General features: G+C 67.4%; 22 protein-coding genes. 7 read left to right on the plus strand and 15 right to left on the minus strand.

From position 1 onward, the window contains the following. Positions 1–7: 7 nt before the first annotated feature. The gene (sdhD, locus tag ABIB58_RS12095; protein ID WP_354041134.1) at positions 8–412 is read right to left on the minus strand and encodes a succinate dehydrogenase, hydrophobic membrane anchor protein; all 405 of its coding nucleotides are present in this window, start codon (positions 410–412) and stop codon (positions 8–10) included. Then, positions 409–873 (minus strand): succinate dehydrogenase, cytochrome b556 subunit, encoded by a 465-nt coding sequence (gene sdhC / locus ABIB58_RS12100; RefSeq protein ID WP_205618599.1) that lies wholly within the window; start codon positions 871–873, stop codon positions 409–411. The genes sdhD and sdhC overlap by 4 nt, the downstream gene beginning before the upstream one ends. A 206-nt stretch (positions 874–1,079) precedes the next feature. On the opposite strand from sdhC, the gene ABIB58_RS12105 reads away from it, so the two are divergent. From ABIB58_RS12105 to alaS, 3 genes are all read left to right on the plus strand, one after another. Beyond that, complete coding sequence (locus tag ABIB58_RS12105; protein WP_354041136.1) at positions 1,080–1,673, plus strand: hypothetical protein; 594 nt, start codon at positions 1,080–1,082, stop codon at positions 1,671–1,673. A 37-nt stretch (positions 1,674–1,710) separates the two neighbouring features. Beyond that, complete coding sequence (locus ABIB58_RS12110; protein ID WP_354041138.1) at positions 1,711–2,571, plus strand: pirin family protein; 861 nt, start codon at positions 1,711–1,713, stop codon at positions 2,569–2,571. 270 nt (positions 2,572–2,841) lie between these two features. Beyond that, entirely contained in the window at positions 2,842–5,487 is a 2,646-nt protein-coding gene (gene alaS / locus ABIB58_RS12115) for an alanine--tRNA ligase (RefSeq protein ID WP_354041140.1), read from the plus strand. Positions 5,488–5,868: 381 nt separating this feature from the next. Here alaS and ABIB58_RS12120 read toward each other — a convergent pair whose 3' ends face one another. The 3 genes from ABIB58_RS12120 to ABIB58_RS12130 all read right to left on the minus strand — a co-directional run bounded on the left by ABIB58_RS12120 (position 5,869) and on the right by ABIB58_RS12130 (position 8,481). Beyond that, complete coding sequence (locus ABIB58_RS12120) at positions 5,869–6,423, minus strand: DUF2939 domain-containing protein (RefSeq protein ID WP_265150632.1); 555 nt, start codon at positions 6,421–6,423, stop codon at positions 5,869–5,871. A gap of 50 nt (positions 6,424–6,473) precedes the next feature. Then, positions 6,474–7,082 carry a DUF2939 domain-containing protein gene (locus ABIB58_RS12125; protein ID WP_354041143.1) on the minus strand — a complete coding sequence of 203 codons (609 nt, stop codon included), beginning with the start codon at positions 7,080–7,082 and terminating at the stop codon, positions 6,474–6,476. Between the two features lie 178 nt (positions 7,083–7,260). Then, positions 7,261–8,481, minus strand: a complete 1,221-nt coding sequence (locus ABIB58_RS12130; RefSeq protein ID WP_265150634.1) for an NADP-dependent isocitrate dehydrogenase — start codon at positions 8,479–8,481, stop codon at positions 7,261–7,263. 177 nt (positions 8,482–8,658) lie between these two features. On the opposite strand from ABIB58_RS12130, the gene ABIB58_RS12135 reads away from it, so the two are divergent. From ABIB58_RS12135 to ABIB58_RS12150, 4 genes are read left to right on the plus strand one after another with little or no spacing between them, the layout of a single operon-like run. Further along, on the plus strand, positions 8,659–8,826 hold the full coding sequence (locus ABIB58_RS12135) for a hypothetical protein (protein WP_265150635.1): 168 nt from the start codon (positions 8,659–8,661) through the stop codon (positions 8,824–8,826). Beyond that, a complete protein-coding gene (locus tag ABIB58_RS12140) occupies positions 8,790–9,002 on the plus strand; it encodes a hypervirulence associated TUDOR domain-containing protein (protein WP_017506660.1) in 213 nt (70 codons plus the stop codon). Before ABIB58_RS12135 ends, ABIB58_RS12140 begins: the two co-directional genes overlap by 37 nt. After that, positions 8,999–10,147, plus strand: a complete 1,149-nt coding sequence (locus ABIB58_RS12145; RefSeq protein ID WP_265150636.1) for a DUF1176 domain-containing protein — start codon at positions 8,999–9,001, stop codon at positions 10,145–10,147. The genes ABIB58_RS12140 and ABIB58_RS12145 overlap by 4 nt, the downstream gene beginning before the upstream one ends. Next, positions 10,144–11,052: an NAD(P)/FAD-dependent oxidoreductase gene (locus ABIB58_RS12150; RefSeq protein WP_265150637.1), complete on the plus strand. Its 909-nt coding sequence runs from the start codon at positions 10,144–10,146 to the stop codon at positions 11,050–11,052. Before ABIB58_RS12145 ends, ABIB58_RS12150 begins: the two co-directional genes overlap by 4 nt. Here ABIB58_RS12150 and ABIB58_RS12155 read toward each other — a convergent pair. The 10 genes from ABIB58_RS12155 to ABIB58_RS12200 form a co-directional block, all read right to left on the minus strand. Next, positions 11,049–12,863, minus strand: coding sequence for a DUF885 domain-containing protein (locus tag ABIB58_RS12155; protein WP_265150638.1), 1,815 nt, complete (start codon positions 12,861–12,863; stop codon positions 11,049–11,051). The two genes, ABIB58_RS12150 and ABIB58_RS12155, sit on opposite strands and share 4 nt — an antisense overlap. A 77-nt stretch (positions 12,864–12,940) precedes the next feature. Continuing rightward, entirely contained in the window at positions 12,941–14,773 is a 1,833-nt protein-coding gene (locus ABIB58_RS12160) for a DUF885 domain-containing protein (protein WP_265150639.1), read from the minus strand. A 148-nt stretch (positions 14,774–14,921) separates the two neighbouring features. Beyond that, positions 14,922–17,153 carry a polyribonucleotide nucleotidyltransferase gene (gene pnp, locus ABIB58_RS12165; RefSeq protein WP_185224896.1) on the minus strand — a complete coding sequence of 744 codons (2,232 nt, stop codon included), beginning with the start codon at positions 17,151–17,153 and terminating at the stop codon, positions 14,922–14,924. 297 nt (positions 17,154–17,450) lie between these two features. Then, complete coding sequence (rpsO, locus tag ABIB58_RS12170) at positions 17,451–17,720, minus strand: 30S ribosomal protein S15 (RefSeq protein ID WP_017506665.1); 270 nt, start codon at positions 17,718–17,720, stop codon at positions 17,451–17,453. Positions 17,721–17,800: 80 nt separating this feature from the next. Then, complete coding sequence (truB, locus tag ABIB58_RS12175; protein ID WP_265150641.1) at positions 17,801–18,730, minus strand: tRNA pseudouridine(55) synthase TruB; 930 nt, start codon at positions 18,728–18,730, stop codon at positions 17,801–17,803. A 43-nt stretch (positions 18,731–18,773) separates the two neighbouring features. Continuing rightward, entirely contained in the window at positions 18,774–19,229 is a 456-nt protein-coding gene (rbfA, locus tag ABIB58_RS12180) for a 30S ribosome-binding factor RbfA (protein WP_039246761.1), read from the minus strand. 65 nt (positions 19,230–19,294) lie between these two features. Continuing rightward, complete coding sequence (locus ABIB58_RS12185) at positions 19,295–19,978, minus strand: DUF2459 domain-containing protein (protein WP_265150643.1); 684 nt, start codon at positions 19,976–19,978, stop codon at positions 19,295–19,297. After that, the gene (locus ABIB58_RS12190; protein WP_265150645.1) at positions 19,975–20,526 is read right to left on the minus strand and encodes a hypothetical protein; all 552 of its coding nucleotides are present in this window, start codon (positions 20,524–20,526) and stop codon (positions 19,975–19,977) included. The genes ABIB58_RS12185 and ABIB58_RS12190 overlap by 4 nt, the downstream gene beginning before the upstream one ends. Before the next feature lie 54 nt (positions 20,527–20,580). Beyond that, positions 20,581–21,264, minus strand: a complete 684-nt coding sequence (locus ABIB58_RS12195; RefSeq protein ID WP_265150647.1) for a LolA family protein — start codon at positions 21,262–21,264, stop codon at positions 20,581–20,583. Positions 21,265–21,797: 533 nt separating this feature from the next. Beyond that, positions 21,798–24,209 carry an FtsK/SpoIIIE family DNA translocase gene (locus tag ABIB58_RS12200; protein ID WP_354041150.1) on the minus strand — a complete coding sequence of 804 codons (2,412 nt, stop codon included), beginning with the start codon at positions 24,207–24,209 and terminating at the stop codon, positions 21,798–21,800. Positions 24,210–24,284 lie beyond the last annotated feature (75 nt).

A 24,284-nucleotide genomic window follows, 5' to 3' on the forward strand; every position in this document is an offset into this window, starting at 1 on the left:
CAGTTGATCAGGCTCCGAAACCAGCGGGCAGCGGCGCCGAGCCCAGCGCCAGCCGCACGATGAAGAAGACGCTGGCGGCGGCCAGCACCAGGAAGACGACGTTCAGCAGCAGCACCAGAAGGCCGCGCATTCCGACGTTGGGCACGTAGTCTTCCAGAACGACTTTCCAAGCCAGGCTGACGTAGCCGAAGAAGATCACTGCGGTGATCGCCATCAGGGCGGCGTTCAGCGGATTGGCGAACCACGCCATCGCCGCGTCATAGCCGGCGCCAGCCAGGGTGAAGCCGGTCGAGGCGACCCACAGGCCCAACGGCAGCAGGGCCACCAGCAGGATGCGCTCGATCAGCCATTCGCCGGCGCCGTGACGCTCGGAAACCTTGACGTTGTTCTTGAACTTTGCGGCGCCGCTCACAGCGAAACCCTCCCCGTGGCGAACAGCACGACCCAGAACAGCACGGCCAGCGGGATCGGCCCCCAGACGGCGATGTTCGACAGGGCGGTCGCCGACTTCACCGTCAGCCCGTTGCCGGTGTCGTTATAGGTGTGGCGCGCGCCGTTCAGGATGAAGGAGAACAGCACGACCGTCAGACCGAAGAAGACCAGCAGGCCCAGCGGCGATCCAGCCAGATCCAGCGCGCTCTGGAACGCCTCGGGCCCGAACGCCAGCGCGCCCAGCCAGGCCAGGACGAACAACACGCCGACTGTGGCGGCGATGATCGTCGCGCGGAACAGGATCGAGGCCGTCATGGTGACGTGCCAGCGCCACACGCCCATGTGAGGCGACAGCGGCGTGATATGTCCGTTCGGTTGAGTGACGAAGCGACCCGTCCGGTCGCTTGAGGCGCCACCCGGCGTCGGGTTGGGCTGGTTCATGCGAATGGTTCTCAAAAGCGAATGAATTCAATCGCCGTGTGCGGTTGCCAAGGCTTTTGTGACCCTGTGGAGCCGGTGTCAACGCACAGACCCCCAGATCGACGGATTGTGCGGATTACGTCGGTTCCATCACGACGGATCACGTTTGCGTTCCGCGCCCGTTCGACGGCTAGGCGACGCGCCGAACGATTTGGCAGGGTGGGCTCATGTTGCTGCTCGCCCTGATGTCCGCCGTCGCCCTGGAGCCCGCCATCCAGACGACAGGGCTTCTGGACGCGACGCCTGAAACCTATCGCGCGCCGGCCGTCCGCCCCTATCAGCCGCCGTCCCGTTTCGGGCGCGAAACGGCCGAGGGGGACGGCGAGATCGACCTGCATCGCCGCCCTCTGACGGCCCCCGTCGGGGTCGATGACTACGCCGGGGACTATGAGTTCAGCCCCTCCGACAGCCAGACGACCTACGATCAGGGCATGGCCCAGGCCGCGATCGACGCCGAAGCCGCAATGGGTCCGCTGGACGGCCGCTGGCGCATCGCCCAGCCGGACGGAAAGCCCTTGCTGTCGCTGTCCCTGACTGACCGGGGCGAGGGCCGTCGGGTCGAGGGCGCCTGGCGAAGTCTGGACGCGCCGGCCGGGATCGACCGAATGGGCTTCGCCGGCCCGGTCTCGACCCAGGGTGAGCTCGTCGTCATTCCCCTGTCGGAGGGCGAACTGCATCTGCATCCGGCTTTGAATGGCTGGGCCGGCGAATGGATCCGGGACGGCCGCGCCCGTCCCGTCACGGCGACCCGTTCAGGCTGATCTCGCCAGCATCTATCCGCCACCCTATATGTAGCGAATGACCCAGCCCCGTTCCGTCCTTCGCCTGCACCCCGCCCATCGCGACGACATCGGCGACCTGACCACCCGTCGCCCAGTGCCCGGTCCCGGCGTGGACCAGATCGATCCCTTCCTGTTCCTGAACCACCATGGGCCCCAGACCTACGCGCCGGGCAACGCCGGCCTGCCGTTCGGTCCGCACCCGCACCGGGGCTTCGAGACCGTCACCTTCATCCTCGATGGCGAGCTGGCCCACAACGATTCCGGCGGCGGCGAGAGCATCATCAAGGCGGGCGGCGTCCAGTGGATGACCGCCGGCTCGGGCCTGATCCACGCCGAACTGTCGCCGGCCGCCTTCAAGCGCGACGGCGGGCCGATGGAGATCCTGCAACTGTGGGTGAACCTGCCGTCGCGGCTGAAGATGACCAGGCCGGACTATGTGGGGCTGCAGAAATCCGAGATCCCGACCTTTACCACCGCGGCCGGCGTCACGGTCCAGCCGGTCTCTGGCGACTGGCTGGGCGTGAAGGCGCCCATCCAGTCTTTGATCGACATCCATCTGGCCGTCGTGCGCCTGCCTGCCGGCGCGACGTTCGAGACGTCCGTCTCCCCCGGCCGCAATGTCTTCCTGTATGGTGTCAAGGGCGAGATCGCCGTCGCGGGCGCCCCCGTGCCGCAATGGAACCTCGCCGCCCTGACCGATGGCGACACGGTCCAGATCACGGCGACCACCGACGCCGTGGTGCTACTAGGCCACGCCGAGCCCATCGGCGAACCGGTCTTCAGCCACGGCCCCTTTGTCATGAACACCCGCGACGAGATCATCCAGGCGATCCAGGACTACCAGTCCGGCAAGTTCGGCCCGCCGCCGAGGGTGTGAAGCAGGCGCTTCCGTCTCCTCCCCGCTTTGCGGGGAGGTGGCGCGGCGCTTCTTCAGCGCCGTGACGGAGGGGCTCTTCGGAGCGTCACCGATCAAGGGCCGTAAGGCGGCCACAACCCCTCCACCGCTTCGCGGTCCCCCTCCCCGCAAAGCGGGGAGGAGACGTCGTCTTCTCTGGCGCGCGCCTCTCCCCCCGCAGATGATGCGCTCCCCGCCAAAACCCTATATGACGCCGGTTCCTAGCGACCGCCCCAGCCGAAGACACGCCGAATGCCCAGCCTGAACGAGATCCGCGCCACCTACCTCGACTATTTCGCGGCGGACGGCCATGCCAAGGTCCATTCGGCCCCGCTGGTGCCGCAGAACGATCCTTCGCTGTTGTTCGTCAACGCGGGCATGGTGCCGTTCAAGGACTATTTCACCGGCGCCGCCAAGCCGCCCTATCCGCGCGCGACCAGTTCGCAGAAGTGCGTGCGCGCCGGGGGCAAGCACAACGACTTGGACAACGTCGGCTATACCGCCCGCCACCTGACCTTCTTCGAGATGCTGGGCAACTTCTCGTTCGGCGACTACTTCAAGGAACACGCCATCGAGAAGGCGTGGAACCTGGTCACCCAGGACTTCGACCTGGATCCCAAACGCCTCTTGGTCACCGTCTATATCGATGACGATGAGGCCGCCGCGATCTGGAAAAAGGTCACCGGCTTCTCCGACGACAAGATCATCCGCATCGCCGGCTCGGACAACTTCTGGGCCATGGGCGACTCGGGCCCCTGCGGCCCCTGCACCGAAATCTTCTGGGATCACGGCGACAAGATCGCGGGCGGCCCTCCCGGTTCGCCGGACGAGGACGGCGACCGCTACGTCGAGATCTGGAACAACGTCTTCATGCAGTATGAGAAGGAGAACGATCAGATCGTTCGCAACCTTCCCAAGCCCAGCGTGGACACCGGCATGGGTCTGGAGCGGATGACCACCGTGCTCCAGGGCGTGCATTCGGTGTTCGAGACCGACCTGTTCAAGACCCTGATCGCCGCCTCCGAAGACGCCACCTCGACCAAGTCGGACGGCGATCAGGCCGCCAGCCACCGCGTCATCGCCGACCACCTGCGCTCGTCGTCATTCCTGATCGCCGACGGCGTCACTCCGTCGAACGAAGGCCGGGGCTATGTGCTGCGCCGCATCATGCGCCGCGCCATGCGCCACGCCCACCTGCTGGGCGCCGCCGACCCCCTGATGCACCGTCTGGTCCCGACCCTGGTCGCCCAGATGGGCGACGCCTATCCCGAACTGGCCCGCGCCCAGCCCTTCATCGAGGACACGCTGAAGCAGGAAGAGGTCCGCTTCCGCACCACGCTCGGCCGCGGCATGGCCCTGTTCGACACGGCGGTTCAGGGCTTCCGTCCCGGCGACATGCTGGACGGCCAGACGGCCTTCACCCTGTCCGACACCTACGGCTTCCCGCTGGACCTGACCCAGGACGAGGCGCGTCGTCGCGGCTTCTCGGTCAATGTCGACGGCTTCGAGGCCGCCATGGCCGAACAGCGCCAGCGGTCGCGCGAGAACTGGAAGGGCTCGGGCCAGACCGCCAACACCAACGAATGGCTGGCGATCCGCGACCGGATGGGGCCGACCGTCTTCACCGGCTATGACAATATCGAAGGCTCGGGCGAGGTCCTGGCCCTGATGAACGCCGGCGCGCCGGTCGAAACGGCCGAGGCCGGCGATATCGTCGAAGTCTTGTTCGACACCACCCCCTTCTATGCCGAAAGCGGCGGCCAGGCCGGCGATCACGGAACCCTGGAATGGCCGGGCGGAGAGGCCGAGGTCATCGATGTGCGCAAACACGCCGGCGACCTGCACGTCCTGGTGGCCCAGGTCACGGCCGGCAAGCTGGAGATCGGAACCCGCGCCGCTCAGCTGGTGGACGCCGAGAAGCGCCGCACCAGCCGCGCCAACCACTCCGCCGCCCACCTGCTGCACACGGCGCTGAAGAATGTGCTCGGCCCCGCAGTCGCCCAGAAGGGTCAACTGGTCGACGCCGAGCGCGCCCGCTTCGACTTCAGCCACGGCGCCCCGCTCACCGAGGCCGAGCTGTCGGCCATCGAGACCGAGGTCAATGCGGTCATCCGTCAGAACGTCCCGGCGGAGACGAAACTGATGGCCCCGCAGGAGGCGATCAAGGCCGGCGCCATCGCCCTGTTCGGCGAGAAATACGGCGACGAGGTCCGCGTCCTGACTCTGGGCCGCTCGCTGGTCAGCGACAACGCCCCCTATTCGGTCGAACTGTGCGGCGGCACCCACGTCGCCCGCACCGGCGACATCGCCCTGTTCAAGATCGTTCAGGAAACCGGCGTCGCCGCCGGGGTGCGCCGCATCGAGGCCCTGACCGGCGAGGCCGCGCGTCAGTATCTGCTGGCCCAGGCCGGCGTCGCCCGTTCGCTGGCCCAGAGCTTCAAGGTCCAGACCGCCGACGTCCCTGCCCGCGTCGACAGCCTGACCGCCTCGGTCAAGTCGCTGGAGAAACAGGTCGCCGAGCTGAAGAAGCAACTGGCTCTAGGCGGCGGCTCGGGCGCCGCGTCCGCGCCTGAGGAGATCAACGGCGTCAAGCTGATGGCCCGCGTGCTGGACGGCGTGGACGGCAAGGGTCTGCGCGGCGTCGCCGAAGACTTCAGGAAACAGGTCGGGACCGGCGTCGTCGCCCTGATCGGCGTCACCGAGGGCAAGGCGGCGGTCACCGTCGCCGTGACCTCCGACCTGACCGACCGCGTCAACGCCGCCGACCTGGCCCGCGCCGCCGTCATCGCCATGGGCGGCCAGGGCGCCGGCGGCAAACCCGACTTCGCCCAAGGCGGCGCCCCCGACGGCTCCAAGGCCGAAGACGGCCTGGCGGCGGTGCGCGCGGCGCTGGCCTAAATGACGATGCCCTTCTCCCAGTGGGAGAAGGTGGCCCGCAGGGCCGGATGAGGGTCGGCCGGCGGACCATGTCGCACCAGCCGACCCTCACCCTTTCGCGCAAGTACGATCGCTGCGCGCTCGTGCGCTCAAGCCCTCTCCAAAGGGAGAGGGTAATCCATCGCAATCTCGAACCTGACAGCCTTGCAACTCAGCGGCTTAGCCGGCCGCAGCGTCCGCTTCCTGAGCGTGCCCTACACCGGCCCTATACTCTCCGCTCACCATAGAGGAGGCCGCGCACCCAAGGCAAAGTGCACCAATTGCACTCACATTCTGATCGGCGCCCCGCTGTCCAATCAGACGAATTAGACACTTTAGACAGTGTTTTTGTCCCCGACCGTCTCAACCCATCGGGTCGGGCGTCAGATCGACCCCGGCCAGCTTCCAGGTAAAGGGCGTGCGGCGTTCCATGATCAGCACCAGCGCATCGTCCGGCCGGTCGTCGCGCGTGAGGGTGACGGCGAAGGTGTTGAGCCCGCGATAGGCCCAGGACTGGCGGATATTGTCCTTGTCCACCGCCGGCGTGTCGTTGGCGGGCACGGGCCGTTCCGGTTCGGGCGTCTCGCCGGAGCGGACCATGGCGGCGATGCCTTGCGGCGTGACGAAGTTGTCGACCGCGCCTTCGACCAGCGACGGGGCCAGCAGCATGCCCAGCGCCGCCAGGCCGGTGTCGCCCTTGGTCCGGTTGCGGATTTCCAGGGCCGCGCGGGCGTTCAGCTCGCTCTTCAGGCTGGTGCGGAACGCCGGAAAGTCCACCTGCCGCTCCAGCCCGGCCGCATCCCCGGTCCGCGCAGCCCGCACCAGCGCCTGGGCGGCGATGAAGGGCGAGACGAACAGGGCGACGACCACGCCGACGACGATGGCGATCAGGGCTCCGGTTATGATCTTGCGGCTCATGTCGTCTCCTTGGAAAGCCAACGCAGGCTGGGCGGCGTCGGTTGCCGGGTTTATCGGGGGGTGACGGTGACGGCCGGCGTCGCCGGCGCCGTCCCGTCGGGCAGGCCGATGTGAACCAGCTTCCACTCGAACGGCCCGCGCCGCTCGAAGGTGAACAGGGTGCGCGACCCGCCCTGATCCGTCACCGCCATGCGCGCCCGGTTGACGCTCCAGTAGGCGGGGCTGGGCCAGGGCTTGCGGCTGCGCTCCGAGGCCGGCGCCACGCCCGCCGACGTGCGCTGGCTGGCGTATCGGCCCTCGCCCTTCAGCAGCGCGTCGAGGGCGGCCGGCGTCAGATAGGCGTCCACGTCCGGCTGGCGCAGGATCGGGTTCTGCTCGATCTGACGCCGGAAGGCGCCGATGGGGTCTTCCAGGAAGGACGGCGCGGGCGCCATCGCCTCGGGCCGTCCCGCCAGCTGCGGCCGCAACGACTGGCGCACCGCGTTGAAGTCGATCAGCCGCGCCAGCCCAGCCACGTCGTTCGCCTCGGCCGCCGACCGAACGGCGAAGAAGGCCACCGCGGGCGCCGCGAAGAAGGACAGCACCGCCACGACAACCGCCGCCAGCACCAGGTTTCCGAACAGCCGCTTCACGAACGCATCCTCATTACCGCCGATCATGCACGCCCCGGCCCTTCGCACAACGAAAAGCCCCGCCGGAGCGATCCGGCGGGGCCATTCTTGTTTGTCCTATCGCGCTTCGCGCTGCTTGAGGACGTCTCCTCCCCCATCGGGGGAGGGGGACCGCGAAGCGGTGGAGGGGGCCGGACGCCTCGTGGCGTTCCAGCTCCCCTTATCCTCAGCCCACGTCCGGCAGAGCGGTCTTCAGGTTCTCGGCGACCTTGTCGAGGAAGCCTTCGGTGGTCAGCCAGCCCTGTTGGTCGCCGACCAGCAGCGCCAGGTCCTTGGTCATGAAGCCGGCCTCGACGGTGTCCACGACCACCTTCTCCAGGGTGTCGGCGAACTGGTCCAGGGCGGCGTTGCCGTCCAGCTTGGCGCGGTGCTTGAAGCCGCGCGTCCAGGCGAAGATCGACGCGATCGAGTTGGTCGAGGTGGCCTCGCCCTTCTGATGCTGGCGATAGTGGCGGGTCACGGTGCCGTGGGCGGCTTCCGTTTCCAGCACCTTGCCGTCCGGCGTCATCAGGACCGAGGTCATCAGGCCCAGCGAGCCGAAGCCCTGGGCCACGACGTCGGACTGCACGTCGCCGTCGTAGTTCTTGCACGCCCAGACGAAGCCGCCGGACCACTTCATCGCAGCCGCGACCATGTCGTCGATCAGGCGGTGCTCGTAGGTCAGGCCGCGCGCCTTGAACTCGGCGGCGTAGTGCTCGTCGAACACTTCCTGGAACAGGTCCTTGAAGCGGCCGTCATAGGCTTTCAGGATCGTGTTCTTGGTCGACAGATAGACCGGGTAGTTGCGCTGCAGGCCATAGGCGAAGCTGGCGTGGGCGAACTCGCGGATCGAGGCGTCCTGGTTGTACATGGCCATGGCCACGCCGGCGCCCGGCGCCTTGTAGACCTCGTGCTCGATCACTTCGCCGTCTTCGCCGACGAACTTGATCGTCAGGGTGCCGGGGCCGGGCATCAGGAAGTCGGTGGCCTTGTACTGGTCGCCGAAGGCGTGACGGCCGACGACGATCGGCTGGGTCCAGCCCGGAACCAGGCGCGGCACGTTCGAGCAGATGATCGGCTCGCGGAAGACCACGCCGCCCAGGATGTTGCGGATGGTGCCGTTCGGCGACTTCCACATCTTCTTCAGGCCGAACTCCTGCACGCGGGCTTCGTCCGGCGTGATGGTGGCGCACTTCACGCCGACGCCGTGCTTCTGGATCGCGTGGGCCGCGTCGATCGTCACCTGGTCGTTGGTGGCGTCGCGGTGCTCCATGCCCAGGTCGTAGTAGTCCAGCTCGAGATCCAGGAACGGGAAGACCAGCTTGTCCTTGATCATCTGCCAGATGATGCGGGTCATTTCGTCGCCGTCGATGTCGACGATGGGGTTTTCGACCTTGATCTTGGCCATGCGTGCGGTCCGCCTGTGACTGTGGGGAAGGGAATGTCGTGGCGGCGGTATAGCGAGGCCGCGCGCCCGCGCAAACCCCGCCGCCCGTCGTCACCGCCCGGAATAACGCAGATCGTTCCTGAACCCTTTGCCGCCCCCGGACTTCTCTTGAACCCAGCAACAGAGACGGACGGCAGGATGACGGAGGAAGAGCGCCAGCTGGTGGATCGCTGGATCGTCACCTTCTGCGAGGCGCCGCCCGTGATCGACGCGGAACTGATGCGCAGGCTGATCGCTGAGCAGGAAGCGACACAGAAGGAAGCACAATCATGTCAGAAAAGACGTTCAAGGCCGGCGACAAGGTGAAGTGGGACCACAGCCAGGGCACAACGACCGGCAAGGTGGTCAAGAAGGTCACCTCGGAGACCAAGATCAAGGGCCACAAGGTTGCGGCCTCCAAGGACAATCCGGAGTATATCGTCGAGAGCGCCAAGACCGGCGCACGCGCGGCGCACAAGCCGTCGGAGTTGAAGAAGGCATGACCCTGAACGGCCTGTCGCGCGGCGTCGCCCTTTCGGCCCTTGTCCTGTCTACGCTGTCCATCGCTGGATGCGGAGACAGGGATGCGGCCAAGGCGCCTGCCGCGACCCAGGCCGCCAGTCCATCTGCACCGGCCGCCGCTGCGCCGGTGCTGCAGATCCGCCCTGAAACCAAGACCTTCCGCGACTGGAGCGCCACCTGCGGCAACGGCGGGACATGCTGGGCCTTCGGCTTCGCGCCAGAGTTCGCCGCCGGCTGGGTCCGTGTCACCCTGGCGCCGGGCCCTGACGCCCAGCCGCAGATCGTCTTCGGCTATTGGCCCGACGGCGAGGCCAAGGGCGCCGGCCCCCTCAGCCTGACCATTGACGGCCGCGCCTATCCGGCCGTGTCGGGCGCAACGAGCGACGCTGAGGCGCCGGTCGGTGAAATCCGCGACGGCGCCCGCGCCGCCCTCGACGCCCTGGCCCAGGGCAAGGTCATGATCATTCGCGGAGCCTCGACCCAGGAGGTGTCCTTGCACGGCGCCGCCGCCGCCCTGTTGTGGATCGACGAGAAGCAGGGACGTCTGGATACGCCCACCGCGCTGATCCGACGCGGCGACCGTCCGGCCGCCCTTGTGCCGATCGCGCCGCCGCTGCCGATCGTCACCCCCGCTCCGGCCGTCGAGCAGGCCGGGTTCGGCGATCAGAACCAGCGCCTGCCCGCCGCGCTACGCGCTCGCACCGACGTCGGCGACTGCCTCAAGGAATCCGCCACGCCCGACATCAGCGACATGGTCATGTCCGCTCGTCTGGACGCCCGCACCGAGCTGTGGGCGGTGCCCTGCGGCGCCGGCGCCTACAACCTGACGCACAACTGGCATCTGACCGGCCCGGGCGGTCGCGATCCGCGACCTGCGGTTCTCGCCGGATCGGAAGGGCCGGGGTCCGATCCGGTCATGCCCGACAATTCGACTATCAACGGCGCCTATGATCCCAAGACCCGCACTCTGTCGGCCTTCGCCAAGGCGCGCGGCCTGGGCGATTGCGGCGCGGCGCAGACCTGGGCCTGGACGGGGCAGGGCTTCACCCTGACGCAGGAAAGCGTGATGGGCGAATGCGCCGGCGTGCCGTCCGACCTGTGGGCTGTCACCTGGCGCACGCGGTGACCGATCCGGAGGTTCTGATCATCGGCGCCGGCCCGGCCGGCCTGACGGCGGCGACGTATCTGGGTCGCTTTCGGCGGCGGACGCTGGTGGTGGATGGCAGCGCGCCCCGCGCCTGCTGGATCCCGCTCAGCCACAATATGCCGGGCTTTCCCGCCGGCGTCACCGGCGCGGACATCCTCAAGCGGATGCGTGAACAGGCCGAGGAGTATGGCGCGGTCGTCGAACCGGGTCGCGTCCAGCGGCTGACCCAGGACGGCGACGGCTTTGTCGCCGAGATGGATGGCCGCGCCGTTCGCGCCCGCGCCGTCCTGCTGGCGACCGGCGTCGTCGATCACCATCCCGACTTGCCGGGCGTCGAGGACGCGGTGCGCAAGGCGCTGGTCCGCATCTGTCCCATCTGCGACGGCTATGAGGCGACCGACAAGGCCGTGGCCATCATCGGCCAGAGCGACAAGGGCGCGCGCGAGGCCGCATTCATGCGCACCTATTCCGACCGGGTGACCCTGATCCATATCGGCGCGCCTGACGCCCTTAGCCGGCGTGACGAACTGGAACGGCTGGGCGTCGAACTGATCCTGGCGCCGCTGGACGCGATCGACATCGAGAACGACCGGGTGACGGCCCTGACCTACGCCGGCCAGAGTCGCGCCTTCGACCTGGTCTATTCGGCGCTGGGCACATCGCCGAACGCCGACCTGGCCCGAGGGCTGGGCGCGCGCCTCGCCGACGACGGCCGGTTGGAGGTCGATCTGCACCAGGCCACCAGCGTGCCGGGCCTGTATGCCGCCGGAGACGTGGTGCGCGGCCTCAACCAGATCGCCGTCGCGACCGCCGAAGCCGCCGTCGCCGCCACCGACATCCACAACCGCCTGCGCCAGGCCGACGGCCTGACGGTCGCCAACTAGGCCTGCCCTCGGACCACGCGTTCGAGGACGGCCAGCGGCAAGGATCCGTTCTCCAGCACCTTGTCGTGGAAGGCCCGTAGATCGAAGCCGGGTCGGCCTTCGGCCTCTTCGCGCAGGCGCGCGATGACGGTGTGGCCGACCTTGTACGCGCAGGCCTGGCCGGGCCAGACGCAGTATCGGTTGATCTCGCTGTTGGACGCATCCAACGGCTTGGCGCCCGAGGCCGCCATATAGTCGACCGCCTGTTCACGGCTCCAGCGCTCGGAATGCAGGCCCGTGTCCACCACAAGTCGCACGGCGCGGAACAAATAGGACATCAGGAAGCCGACCCGGCCCAATGGATTGCCGGCATAGACGTCCAGATCGTCAGCCGCCACCGCCTCGGCATACAGGGCCCAGCCTTCATTATAGGCCGAGAAGCCCCCCGCCCTTCGCCATTGCGGCAGTTCGCCGGACTCGCGCTGCAGCGCGACCTGAAGGTGATGCCCCGGCGACGCCTCATGATAGGTCAGGGTCGACAAGGCGAAGCGCGGCCAGTTTCCGGTGTCGCGCAGGTTGATGTAATAGGCGCCCGGCCGCGATCCATCCAGCGGCGGTCCTTGATAGTAACCGCCCGGCGCGCCCGACTGGATCGAGACCGGCACGCGCCGAATCTCGACGTGGGACTTGGGCAGGCGGCCGAACACCTGCGGCAGCTTCGGCTCAAGATCGGCGACCAGCGTGTTCAGCCAGGCCAGCAGTTCGGCCTTGCCCGCATCTGTATTGGCGAACAGTTGGGCCGGTTCCTTGTTCAGAGCCTGGATGCGTTCGCCGACCGTGCCGCGCGTATAGCCCTGCGCTTTCAGGATGGCGTCGATCTCGGCGCTGATCTCGGCGACCTGTTCGCGACCCAGCGCGTGGATTTCCTTGGCCGTCAAAGTTGTGGTCGTATTGGCCTTCAGCCCGGCGGCGTAGAAGGTCTCGCCGTCCGGCAGGCGCCAGACCCCGGCGTCGTGGGTGGCGCGCGGGCGCAGGGCCTCCAAAGCTTCGATCTGGGCGGCCAGGGCCGGCTTGACCTTCTGATCGACGATAGCGGCGGCGCGGGCGTCATAGCCGGTCAGGTTCAGCCCGGCGGTCTTGCGCGCCAAAGACTTCAGCATGGCGAGATCGGCGGCGGGCGTGTCGTGCAGGGTGCGAATCTGCGGCAGCATCCGGTCGATGATGAAGTCCGGCGGAATGACGCCCAGACCCGCATCTTCTTGGATCTTGGCCGTCTCGCCCTCCAGCACGCCGGAGAAGGCCTCCAGCCGCGACAGGAAGGCGTCGGCGCCCGCTGCGTCCTCGATCCGGTGCTGATTGTCGAGGAAGTCGGGCGTGCTGAAATAGGCGCCCGACAGCTGGGTCACGATATAGGGCGACGGCCGTCCCGGGCCCGATCCGTAGTCGAAGCGCGCCGTCTGCGCGGCCGTCTCGGCTCCGAAGGCCGCGATGGCGTAATTCAGCGCCCCGGCGGGCGACAGGCCGCTCTGGTCGAAGGCGCCCAAGTGCGCCCAGCGGCTCACAGCCTTCTGACGATCCTTGCGGATGGCGGCCGGCCCGGCTTCGCTGAGTTTTGCCGAAAGCCCCGCCCGCGCGCCACGGTCCAGGCCAAGGTTGGTCGCACCCTCCGGGTTTTCCTCGATGTCCGCTTCGAACCAGCCGTCCAGAAGGCTGTTCAGGCGCCCGTCCGCATCGGTGTCGGTCGTCTGGGTCTGGGCTTGGGCCTGCGCCACGGAGGGCGAGACCGCAGCCGTGGCTGCGGCGGTCAGCAGAAGTCGGCGACGATCGAGCATGCGGCAACTCTCAAAGGGCGGACGCGTCGCGCCGACGCGTCCCGATCCTTTTCGTCGGCCCGGCGCGGCCGCCGTGCTCAGGCTTGGGTCGCGACCCAGCCGTCGACGATCCGTTCCAGCACCGACAGGGGCACGCCGCCGGCGGCGAGGGCCGTGTCGTGGAAGCCCTTGATGTCGAACCTGGGCCCCAGGGTCGTCTTGGCCTTTTCGCGAAGGCGGACCCATTCGTTGTGACCGACCTTGTAGGCGCAGGCCTGGCCTGGCCAGCCGCAATAGCGTTCGACCTCGGACGTCGCAGCGCCTTCCTGATCGCCATAGGCCTCCATCATGTAGCGGATGCCCTGTTCGCGGCTCCAGCCCTTAGAATGGATGCCGGTGTCGACGACCAAGCGCGCGGCGCGGAACATCAGCGATTGCAGGTAGCCGATCTGGCCCACCGGATCGCTCTGATAGGCGCCCAGTTCGTCGGCCAGCTGTTCGGCGTATAGCCCCCAGCCCTCGACGTAGGACGAGAAGCCCAGCAGGTTCATCAGCAGCGGCGCCGACTCGCTCTCCTGCTGCAGGCTGATCTGCAGATGGTGGCCCGGCGTCGCCTCGTGATAGGTCAGGGTCGGCAGGGTCCACGACGGCCATTCCGCCGTGTCCTTCAGATTGATCCAGTAGATGCCGGGTCGCGTCCCATCCAGGCTGGGCGAGTTGTAATAGCCCATCGGCGCGCCGGCCTCGATCTCGGGCGGGACGCGCTTGATCTCGACCTTGGCCTTGGGCAGGCGGCCGAAGGCGTTGGGCAGACGGGCCTGCATGTCGGCCATCTGGGCGTTCAGCTTGGTGATCAGCTCGGCCTTGCCGGCGTCGGTGTTGGCGTAGACATATTTGGGATCGTCCCCCAGGGCCTTGATCCGTTCGGCGACCGAGCCTTGCGTCAGGCCTTGCGCCTTCAGCAGGACATCGGCGCGCGCCGTCAGATCCGCCATCTGTTCCAAGCCGGTGCGGTGGATCTCGTCGGCGGTCAGCCGGGTCGTGGTGATGTAGCGCAGGCTGTTGGCGTAATACTGCTCGCCCTGCGGCAGGCGGCGCACAGAGGCCTCGTGCACGGCGTTCGGCTGGGCCGCCTTCAGCACGGTGTTCTGGGCGGCCAGGGCCGGATAGACCCGCTCGGTCACAAGCTGTTCCACCTGCGCGCCCCAATCGCCGGTCAGGCCCTTGGCGCGGGCCCGATCCACGACCGACTGGGTCAGGGGTGAGGTCGCCGCAGGCGTCGCCAGGACGCCGTCCTGCTGGCGGATCGCCTTGGCCAGAATGAAGTCGGGCGGGATGACGCCCAGCGCATAGTCTTCCTTCAATCGATCCGTCTCGGCCAGCAGCACGTCAGCGAAGGCGTTGACGCGGGCGACATAGGCGTCGGCGTCGGCGGTTGTCTCGATCGTGTGCTGGTTGGCCAGGAAGTCGGGCGTGGACTGATAGGCGCCGCCCTGCTGGCTGACGCGGTACGGATTGGGCCAGCCGCCCTGCCCGTAAGGGATGTCGTAGGTGGCGATCACCCCGTCCAGATTCTGGGTCAGGCTGTCGTAGTAGTTGGCGTTGCGTGCATCGAGTTTAGAGCGGTCGATGCGGGCCAGTTCGGCGCGCTGGCGGCGGGTGAAGGCGCGCTGGTCGTCTTCTTCGGCGCCGGTCGGAACGGTCAGCTTGGACTTGGCGGCGGCGCGGTCGCCCTTGTCCAGGCCGAACATGGTGACGACCTCCGGGCTCTTGTCCAGCGTCTGCTCGAACGTGGCGTCCATGAAGGTCTTCAGCTGGGCGGCGGCGTCGCCCTGCGATGCCCCGGCCTGACGCGCGAAGGCGGGGCCGCCCACGGCGACGAGACCGGCGCCCAGGGCGGCGGACTGAAGAAGACGACGACGATCGAACATGGAACGGCCCCTCGAAACTGGATGCGGCAATGGAAACCGCATGGGCCGAAGCGGCAAGTGAAATCGCGGACAGTCTGTGCGCCGGACCAAAGAAAAAGGCCCGGCGGATCGCTCCGCCGGGCCTCATCAGTCTTGGATGCGAGGTCGCTTAGTCGCGACGACGACGTCCGCGATCGCCGCCGCGATCACCGTCGCGCTTGGGACGACCGCCGGTGTCTTCCGACAGCGGGGCCTCGCCGCGCTCGGCGCGCTCGGCGTTGATCTTGTCCGTCAGATCTTCGCCGGTTTCCTGATCGACGACCTTCATCGACAGCTTGGTCTTGCCGCGATCGTCGAAGCCCAGGAACTTGACCTTGACCTCTTGACCTTCCGACAGGACGTCGGCCGGGTTGGCGACGCGTTCCAGAGCGATCTGGGACACGTGGACCAGGCCGTCCTTGGCGCCGAAGAAGTTCACGAAGGCGCCGAAGTCGACGACCTTCACGACCTTGCCGGAATAGATGGTTCCGACTTCCGGCTCGGAGGCGATAGACTGGATCCAGGCCTTGGCGGCGTCGATCTTCTCCTGGTCGTTGGCGGCGACCTTGATGGTGCCGTCATCGCCGATGTCGATCTTGGCGCCGGTCTTCTCGACGATTTCGCGGATGACCTTGCCGCCCGAACCGATGACTTCACGGATCTTGTCGACCGGGATCTTGACCGTTTCGATCTTGGGCGCGTGTTCGCCCAGCTCGGCGCGCGGCGCATCCATGGCCTTGGACATCTCGTCCAGGATATGCAGGCGACCGGCCGAAGCCTGGGTCAGGGCCTGCTGCATGATCTCCTTGGTGATGCCGGCGACCTTGATGTCCATCTGAAGGCTGGTGATGCCTTCCGACGTGCCGGCGACCTTGAAGTCCATGTCGCCCAGGTGATCTTCGTCACCCAGGATGTCCGACAGGATGGCGAACTCGCCCGACGGTTCCAGGATCAGGCCCATGGCGATGCCCGAGACCGGACGGACCAGCGGCACGCCGGCGTCCATCAGGGCCAGGGACGATCCGCAGACCGTGGCCATCGAGGACGAGCCGTTCGACTCGGTGATCTCGGAGACCAGACGGATGGTGTAGGGGAAGTCTTCCTTGGTCGGGAGCATCGGACGGATCGCGCGCCAGGCCAGCTTGCCGTGACCGATCTCGCGACGGCCGGGCGAACCCATGCGGCCCGCTTCACCCACCGAATAGGGGGGGAAGTTGTAGTGCAGCAGGAAGTTCTCTTTGTAGGTGCCCTGCAGGCTGTCGATGTACTGCTCGTCCTCGCCGGTGCCGAGGGTGGCGACGACCAGGGCCTGGGTTTCCCCACGCGTGAACAGGGCCGAACCGTGGGTGCGCGGCAGGACGCCGACTTCCGACACGATGGCGCGGACCTTGTCGAGGGCGCGGCCGTCGACGCGGTGCGCGTTCTCGATGATGTCGCGACGCAGGACTTCGGCTTCGCACTCCTTGAAGGCGGCCGAGAACTTGGAACCGTCGACGCCGTCGGGGTTCTCGTCGGTCTTCACCAGCTTGGCGGCAGCGGCCTTCTTGGCGGCGTCGACGCCCGAACGGCGCTCGTATTTGCCGGCGTGGGTGTAGGCGCTCTTGATGTCTTCGCCGACCAGCGACTTGATCGAGGCGACGACGTCGGAGTGATCTTCGGCCTGGAAGTCGAAGGGCTCCTTGGCGGCGTGTTCGGCCAGTTCGATGATGGCGTCGATCACCGGCTGCATGCCCGCATGCGCGAACATCAGGGCCTCGAGCATCTTCTCTTCCGACAGCTCCTTGGCTTCGGATTCGACCATCATCAGGGCGTCTTGCGTGCCGGCGACCACCAGGTCGAGGTCCGAGGACGGCATCTGGTCGATGGCCGGGTTCAGAACCAGCTCGCCATCGATCAGGCCGACGCGCGCGGCGCCGATGGGGCCCATGAAGGGCACGCCCGAGATGGTCAGGGCGGCCGAGGCGGCGACCATGCCCAGAACGTCGGGGTCGTTTTCCATGTCGTGCTGCAGCACGGTCACGACGACCTGGGTCTCGTTCTTGAAGCCCTTGACGAACAGCGGGCGGATCGGACGGTCGATCAGGCGGGAAACCAGGGTTTCCTTCTCGGACGGACGGCCTTCACGCTTGAAGTAGCCGCCCGGAATCTTGCCGGCGGCGAAGGTCTTTTCCTGATAGTTGACCGTCAGGGGGAAGAAATCCAGGCCGGGCTTGGGCGCGCGGCCATAGACGACGGTGGCCAGAACCACGGTCTCGCCGTAGGTCGCCAGCACGGCGCCGTCGGCCTGGCGGGCGATGCGGCCCGTTTCCAGGGTCAGCGGGCGGCCGGCCCAGTCGATCGTCTTGCGTTTGATGTCGAACATATTTCGTCTTTCGTAGCCCGGACGGCGTATTCCGTGCGGGGTCCCATCATGGGGCGGATGCGTCGGCGTTCAGTCCTTCGATCCAGAGGCCGCCGCGCCATCGCGACGACCGGGAGAGGACCGTCATGGCCCTCGCAGCTGCGCCGGTAAGTCCTGCGGCGCACAGGTCGTGTCTTGTAGTCGCGCTTCCCGGGCGGCCAACCGGCAGCCACTTGGCCTGGAAGCGCTTAGTTGCACAACGAGGCGCGGACGTGACCGCCCGCGCCTCGAAAGCATATTCTACACTGATCCGACGCTTTAGCGGCGCAGGCCCAGTTTGGAGATGAGCGCCTGGTAGCGACCGGCGTCGACCTTGTTCAGGTGGTCGAGCAGGCGGCGACGTTGCGACACCATCTTCAGAAGGCCACGACGCGAGTGGTTGTCCTTCTTGTGGGTCTTGAAGTGTTCGGTGAGGTTGGCGATGCGTTCCGACAGGATCGCGACCTGAACCTCGGCCGAGCCGGTGTCGCCGGCGGAGCGGGCGTTATCGGCGATGATCTCGTGCTTGCGTTCAGCAGTAACCGACATCGTAAGAGTCCTTTCTTGGCCTATCGCGCTTCGCGCGACTTGAGGCCGTGGGGTCTCGGCCCTTGCCGGATGGCGCGGGCCTAGAGGTTGAAAACGCGGTCGGGTTCTAGCCGGCCGGCCCGCAACTGACACAGCGCGACGAGGGTCTGGCCCTGAAAGGCTGAAACCGTACGCGAACCGCCGGTAAGACGATCCTTGAGGGTTTCCACCTGACGGGGGAGCAGAACGATCGGGCGTCCCTGCCGAAGCGAGAAGGCGTCCTGTTCGTTCACGGCCAGTTCCGGGATGTCGTCCAGAGCGGTCGCGACGGCAAGCAAGCCTTCCGAGGCGGCGCCCCTATGCACCATTTCCTCCAGAGAATCCAGAGTGACGGCGTTTTGCGTGCTGAACGGCCCGACGCGCTCGCGTCTCAGGGCGCTGACATGACCCTCGGCGCCGAGGGCGGCGGCCAGGTCGCGGGCCAGCGAGCGGACATAGACGCCCTTGCCGGTGCGGATGGTCAACTCCACGTGGTCGGCGTCGGGCGCATCCGTCACCTCGGCCGAATGGATCGTCACCCGGCGCGCCTGAAGCTCGAACTCCACACCGTCGCGGGCCAGGTCGTAGGCGCGGGCGCCGTCCACCTTGATCGCGGAAAAGCGCGGCGGCGTCTGGTCGATCTCGCCGACGAAGGCGGGCAGGGCGGTCTTCACCTGATCGACCGTGGGGCGCATGTCGGAGCGGCCTATGATTTCGCCCTCGCGGTCCACGCTGTCGGTCGAGACGCCCCAGTTGATGGTGAAGCGATAGACCTTCTGCGCCTCCATCATCATCGGCACGGTCTTGGTCGCCTCGCCGAGCGCGATAGGCAGGATGCCGCTGGCCAACGGGTCCAGCGTCCCGGCGTGACCGGCCTTCTGGGCGTTGAACAGGCGACGGATGCGGCTGACGGCCTCGGTCGATCCCATCTCGAACGGCTTGTCCAGGCAGACCCAGCCGTCGACGATGTCGCCCTTCTTCTTGCGGGCCATTATGCTTGGCCTACCGCGCTTCGCGCTACTTGAGGCCGGAGGATCACTGATCGCCCTCGTCTTCGTCGCGGCGCTCCAGGTCGGCGCGGACGCGGGGGTCGTCGAACAGGCGGTCGATGTGGCTGGCGGCGTCGAAGCTTTCGTCGTGGCGGAAGCGCAGATCGGGGGTGAACTTCATGTCCAGCCGACGACCCAGCTGGCCGCGGAGGAACTTGGCGTGGGCGTTCAGCGCCTTGATGATCTCGCTCTCGTGTCCAGCCGTCGGCGCGGTCTCGACCCCGGCCCCCAGCGGCTCGACGAAACAGGTGGCGTGCTTCAGGTCGGGCGACAGCCGTACCTCGGTCACGGTGACGGAGACGCCGACCAGGGCCGGGTCGTGGATATCCTCTTCGCGCAGGATGTCGACCAGGGCGTGACGGATCAGCTCGCCGGCGCGCAGCTGGCGCTGGCTGGGTCCAGCAGGACCGGAGGCGTTGCGGGTGTGTTGCTTGTGGGCCATCGGCCTCTCCTTCCTGTTCGCCCGCTGGGGATCGGACCCGGCCGGATAGGCGAAAGTCGGGCGGTCTAGTCCCGCAGCGGAGGTCTGTCCAGTTGTCGCGCCCGCTCGGCGGCCCGAACCGAGCGCATCACCTCGCCCGAGGTGATGGCCGGCACCGGACGAATGGCGACGCCGCCGGCGTTCAGCACGCCGGCCGTCCAGTGATTGCACAGATGCAGGATGGAGAAGGTCTCGCGGCTGGCGAAGAAGCGCGCGTCGTCGCCGGGCCGCAGGGCTGCGATGCGCGGCCGCCCGTTCGACAGATCAAGCGAGGCCTCGACCCGCGCGGCCAGATGATTGAATGCGGCACGGCTCAGGGTCAGGGCGGCGCTGTCTTCGCCATAGGCCAGCCGCGGATCCTCTCGACGAGGGGCCAGCATCAGCACCGATCGATTGCCGGGATGCAGGAAGGCGCGCGCCCCGTCAGGCAGCCGATCCGAAATCGGGCGCTGATCGACGTAGAATTTCGCATCGCCCCAGCCGATCAGGATCCAGTCGCCGGGCGCCAAGGATTGGACCGCATGAGCCAGAGAGCCGCCGCGGCGTTCCAGCGCGGCGCGCGGCACGGCGATATCGGTGTGAAAGCCGTTGTCGAGCACCTGAATGACGACGGGGTCCGTCGCTTCGCGATCCGTCGCGCCCGGTCGGGTCCAGGTCAGAAGCCCGGCGACCAGTCCGGCCAGCCCCGCCAGCACCAGAGCTCGCATCATCGGCTGAGGTCCAACACGGCGCACAGGCGGTCGTCGGCCAAAAGAGCGCCCGGCGGCGGCCCCTGTCGCACCGGCATCAGGACGAAGCCGTCGCGCCGCACGGCTAGGGCCAGCCATCCGACGGGATGACCGGCGCACAGCCGCGTGTCTTCGTCAGCCGTGACGCGCCGCACCTCGATCTGGGCGATCGGCGGCACGGCCATGGCGTCGGCGAAACTTCTGGAGACGCTGGCCGGCTGATCCGCCTGAACCAGCCGATGCGGCGCCGAGGTCAGGCGGCCGCCCGTGGTCGTGCTCAGCGCGCCGCCGTCCACATCGAGCGCCATATCGGAATTGGTCGCAACGTAGCGCCCGGACAGCACGACTTCCCCGACCTCGACCTGTCCGGACACGCGAGGCCTGGTGGAGAGATCGGTCGGCGCGATCAGGCGGTTCAGAGCGGGTTCGACCACCAGGGCGCCCAGCATGAACAGAGCAAAGGCGCCCGCGCCGACCGCCGCGATCCATTTCAGCGATGGGACGCCGGATGGCGGGGCGGTCGCGCTCATGCGACCAGTCTAGGGGAACAGGGGTTGAGGAATGGTCACCCGCCCCCGAAAGCCCTAGTTGCGGCCGGGACGACGGGTCGGATCGCTGAGCTGGAACAGGCGCGCCGACAGGCCGGACGCCGGTTGCAGCGAGGTCAGCTGGGTCCGGGTGCGGGCGCCCTGCGGATCGGTGATGGTCCACTCTTGCAGACGCATCGGATTGCCGGCGAAGGCCAGCACGACCTGACCGTCGTTCGGGCGGTTGGAATCCCGCGCCGTGATGGCGAAGGCGCCCGAAGCCATCCGCGTCACGCGCTCAATGCGCACGCCCTGGTCCAGCCGCACATTGCGCGCCAGGAAGGTCGACAGCGGGGTGCGACCCAGCGGCACCTGCTGGAAGCTGTTCAGGCGCGGATCGTAGCGTTTGACGTTATAGCCGTCCGACACCACCAGCAGACCGGCCGGGTTGGTGTATTCGAACCGCATCTTGCCCGGACGCTGCAGATAGAAGCGGCCCTGGCGCGTCTGTCCGTTCGGGCCCGTTTCGGTGAAGGTCCCTTGCGCCGAGGTCAGGGCCTGCAGATAGCCCTGCGCCTGTTGCACCACGGCGCGATCCTCGGCCGACAGGTTGGACTGGGCGTGGGCGGCGTCGAAGGCGCCCAGCGCGATTAGGCCGGTCGTCAGGCCGGCGCCCAGCAGCAGGCTGCGGCGGTGCAGGTCGGAGGTGGCCATAGCCACGGTCTTGGCGCGCGAGGTCATGAAGTTCGTCTCCCGTTCGGGATGGTTGTCGATCCTGCCGTCTTGCCCGGTCGGCTTGGCGTCGGAATGACGCGAGCCTGACCATATTCCGGCGCTGCGATGAAGCCCTGTTCATCGCTAATGGTTCCCAACCACTATGAGTTGACGTGGCGACGCAAACACGCACAACATATCGACGGAAATCGTCTGATTCTCTCTTTCGGCTACGGCGCGGTGAGCTGTTGCGGCGCGGCAATCCGGCCGTTTAGCGAAAGGGGGTGATTTAGATGGTGTCCGCAAACCGCGCGGAAGTCGAAAAAAACGTGTTCGTTCACGCTTATGTTCGACTCCGCTACGGCAAGACGGAGTGGGTTACCGCCCACTACCGCTCCTGGCCGCGAGGCTAGGAATACACTGGTAGACTTGGGGCGGCCTTTCGGGGTCGCCCCTTTTTTTATTGTGCTTAGGGTCGTCTGATTCGAATCGAGATTCAAGGCGTGAGGACTCGATTCTGCGTCTAAGTCAAATTGGTCGAGAAAAAAATCTGTGGACCGTCACACCATCGGCGGCGGGCCGGCCAGGACGTCGCGCTTGCCGGCGTGGTTGGCGGGGCTGACCACGCCTTCCTGCTCCATTCGCTCGATCAGGGAGGCGGCGCGGTTGTAACCGATCTGCAGTCGACGCTGCACATAGCTGGTCGAGGCCTTGCGGTCGCGGGTGACGACGGCGACGGCGCGGTCGTACAGGTCGTCGCCCGAGCCTCCGGCGCCGCCTTCGTCATAGCCGTTGTCGCCGTCGCCGTCGGGCTCGTCGGTGATCAGATCCAGATAGTCGGGCTCGGCCTGGGCCTTAAGGTGTTTGCAGACGTCCTCGACTTCCTTGTCGTCGACGAACGGGCCGTGCAGGCGGGTGATCCGCCCGCCGCCGGCCATATAGAGCATGTCGCCCTGGCCCAGCAGCTGTTCGCCGCCCTGTTCGCCAAGGATGGTGCGACTGTCGATCTTGGACGTGACCTGGAAGGAGATGCGGGTCGGGAAGTTGGCCTTGATGGTGCCGGTGATGACGTCCACGGACGGGCGCTGGGTCGCCATGATCAGGTGGATGCCGGCGGCGCGGGCCATCTGGGCCAGACGCTGAACCGCGCCCTCGACGTCCTTGCCGGCGACCAGCATCAGGTCGGCCATTTCGTCCATGACCACGACCAGGAAAGGAAGGGGCTCGGGCCGGATCTTCTCGGACTCATAGACCGGGCGGCCTTGGTCGTCGAAGCCGGTCTGGACCGTGCGTTCGAAATGCTCGCCCTTGGCCTGGGCCTCGCGGGCGCGTTCGTTGTAGCTGGCGATGTTGCGCACCCCCAGTTTGGACATGCGGCGATAGCGATCCTCCATCTCGCGCACCGTCCACTTCAGGGCGACGACGGCCTTCTTCGGATCGGTCACGACCGGCGCCAGCAGGTGCGGGATGCCGTCATAGACCGACAACTCCAGCATCTTGGGGTCGATCATGATGAAGCGGCATTCGGCCGGGCTGTGGCGATACAGGATCGACAGGATCATGGCGTTGACCCCGACCGACTTGCCCGAGCCGGTGGTGCCTGCGATCAGCAGGTGCGGCATCCGCGCCAGGTCGGCGACATAGGGTTCGCCGCCGATGGTCTCACCCAGGGCCAGGGGCAGCAGATGGCCCTTCTTGTCGTATTCGGCGCTGGCCAGAAGGTCGCGCAGATAGACGGTCTCGCGCTTGGCGTTCGGCAGTTCGATGCCGATGGCGTTACGGCCCTGGACCACGGAAATGCGGCAGGCGCGGGCGGACATCGATCGGGCGATATCGTCGGCCAGAGCGACCACGCGGCCGTGCTTCACGCCTGGCGCGGGGACCAGTTCATAGAGCGTCACGACAGGGCCGGGGCGGATCTGGTCGATCACGCCACGCACGCCGAACTCCTGCAGCACGCCTTCCAGCATCTTGGCGTTCTGCTTCAGAGACTCCTCGTCGACCGAGGCGGTGCGCTGACCGGGTTTGCTCAATATGCCCAGCGGCGGCAGGTCGAAATCACCCTCGGGCCGAGTGAAGTCGAAGGCCTGCTGGTCCACGTCGTCCTTACGGGCCTTGGGCGCCTTGACCGCAGCGACGCGCGGCTCGACCGGGCGGGCGGCCGAGGGGCGGGGCGCGGGCTGGACGGCGTCGTCCTCCCACGGCGGCAGGTCGTCATAGGCGGTCTGAGGCGGCTCTTCGGCATAGGTCGGGGCCAGCGGCGTCTCTTCCGGTGGGGCGGCGCGGGGCGCTCGGGCCTTGGCGGGCGCCTTTTCGCGGGCGGCCTGGGGCTTCGGCTGGGGCGACGCGGGTGCGCGCAACGACTTGCCCCAGTGCAGGGCGTCCAGGAAATCTATGGCCCGCAGGCCGATGGCGAAGCCGACCAGCCACAGCCCGGCGATCAGGAACACGAGGCCCGCAATGATGCGGCCGCCGGGGATATGCAGGGCGCCGAGACCGCGCGCCGCCAGGCCTGTCACCGCATCGCCCCACAGACCGCCCAGACCCGCCGCCAGAGGCCAGGCGGCGGGCGCGGCCAGGGCGGCGAGCGCGCTGGACAGCAGAAGCACCCCGCCGGTCGCGGCCAGGGCTTTCAACGGCGTGGGCTTGAGCCTTTGCTGGATCGCATCGCCGACCGCGCGCGCCAGGCCGAAGGCGACCAGCAGCAGGGCGGCGGGCCAGGCCGAAAGGCCCAGCGATTGCATGAACAGGTCGGCGAACAGGGCGCCGTTGGCCCCAAGCCAGTTGGTCGTCGGCAGGCTGGAGGCGGCGTTCAGACTGGCGTCCGCCGGATTCCACGACACGAGGGCGACCAGCAGCAGGGTCGCCAGCAGGGCCTGCAAGACCCCCCTGAACCGCACCACAAAGGGCGCGTCCCACAGGATGCGGGCGCTGATCCAGGCCTGACGGCCGATGACGAGGGCGGTGGACATGAAGGGTCGAACCTTCCGGCGGCTGACGTTCGACGCCTTTGTCGCATCCACAGGGTTAAGGGGCTGTTTACCAGC

The sequence above is a fragment of the Brevundimonas sp. UYEF29 genome, from assembly GCF_040546195.1.
Lineage (GTDB): Bacteria > Pseudomonadota > Alphaproteobacteria > Caulobacterales > Caulobacteraceae > Brevundimonas > Brevundimonas huaxiensis.

Excerpts from the sequence above, each read along its gene's own strand:
- sdhC (WP_205618599.1), bottom strand. The coding sequence starts at position 873 with ATGAACCAGCCCAACCCGACGCCGGGTGGCGCCTCAAGCGACCGGACG.
- ABIB58_RS12105 (WP_354041136.1), top strand. The coding sequence starts at position 1,080 with ATGTTGCTGCTCGCCCTGATGTCCGCCGTCGCCCTGGAGCCCGCCATC.
- ABIB58_RS12110 (WP_354041138.1), top strand. The coding sequence starts at position 1,711 with ATGACCCAGCCCCGTTCCGTCCTTCGCCTGCACCCCGCCCATCGCGAC.
- alaS (WP_354041140.1), top strand. The coding sequence starts at position 2,842 with ATGCCCAGCCTGAACGAGATCCGCGCCACCTACCTCGACTATTTCGCG.
- ABIB58_RS12120 (WP_265150632.1), bottom strand. The coding sequence starts at position 6,423 with ATGAGCCGCAAGATCATAACCGGAGCCCTGATCGCCATCGTCGTCGGC.
- ABIB58_RS12125 (WP_354041143.1), bottom strand. The coding sequence starts at position 7,082 with ATGATCGGCGGTAATGAGGATGCGTTCGTGAAGCGGCTGTTCGGAAAC.
- ABIB58_RS12130 (WP_265150634.1), bottom strand. The coding sequence starts at position 8,481 with ATGGCCAAGATCAAGGTCGAAAACCCCATCGTCGACATCGACGGCGAC.
- ABIB58_RS12135 (WP_265150635.1), top strand. The coding sequence starts at position 8,659 with ATGACGGAGGAAGAGCGCCAGCTGGTGGATCGCTGGATCGTCACCTTC.
- ABIB58_RS12140 (WP_017506660.1), top strand. The coding sequence starts at position 8,790 with ATGTCAGAAAAGACGTTCAAGGCCGGCGACAAGGTGAAGTGGGACCAC.
- ABIB58_RS12145 (WP_265150636.1), top strand. The coding sequence starts at position 8,999 with ATGACCCTGAACGGCCTGTCGCGCGGCGTCGCCCTTTCGGCCCTTGTC.
- ABIB58_RS12155 (WP_265150638.1), bottom strand. The coding sequence starts at position 12,863 with ATGCTCGATCGTCGCCGACTTCTGCTGACCGCCGCAGCCACGGCTGCG.
- ABIB58_RS12160 (WP_265150639.1), bottom strand. The coding sequence starts at position 14,773 with ATGTTCGATCGTCGTCGTCTTCTTCAGTCCGCCGCCCTGGGCGCCGGT.
- pnp (WP_185224896.1), bottom strand. The coding sequence starts at position 17,153 with ATGTTCGACATCAAACGCAAGACGATCGACTGGGCCGGCCGCCCGCTG.
- rpsO (WP_017506665.1), bottom strand. The coding sequence starts at position 17,720 with ATGTCGGTTACTGCTGAACGCAAGCACGAGATCATCGCCGATAACGCC.
- truB (WP_265150641.1), bottom strand. The coding sequence starts at position 18,730 with ATGGCCCGCAAGAAGAAGGGCGACATCGTCGACGGCTGGGTCTGCCTG.
- rbfA (WP_039246761.1), bottom strand. The coding sequence starts at position 19,229 with ATGGCCCACAAGCAACACACCCGCAACGCCTCCGGTCCTGCTGGACCC.
- ABIB58_RS12185 (WP_265150643.1), bottom strand. The coding sequence starts at position 19,978 with ATGATGCGAGCTCTGGTGCTGGCGGGGCTGGCCGGACTGGTCGCCGGG.
- ABIB58_RS12190 (WP_265150645.1), bottom strand. The coding sequence starts at position 20,526 with ATGAGCGCGACCGCCCCGCCATCCGGCGTCCCATCGCTGAAATGGATC.
- ABIB58_RS12195 (WP_265150647.1), bottom strand. The coding sequence starts at position 21,264 with ATGACCTCGCGCGCCAAGACCGTGGCTATGGCCACCTCCGACCTGCAC.
- ABIB58_RS12200 (WP_354041150.1), bottom strand. The coding sequence starts at position 24,209 with ATGTCCACCGCCCTCGTCATCGGCCGTCAGGCCTGGATCAGCGCCCGC.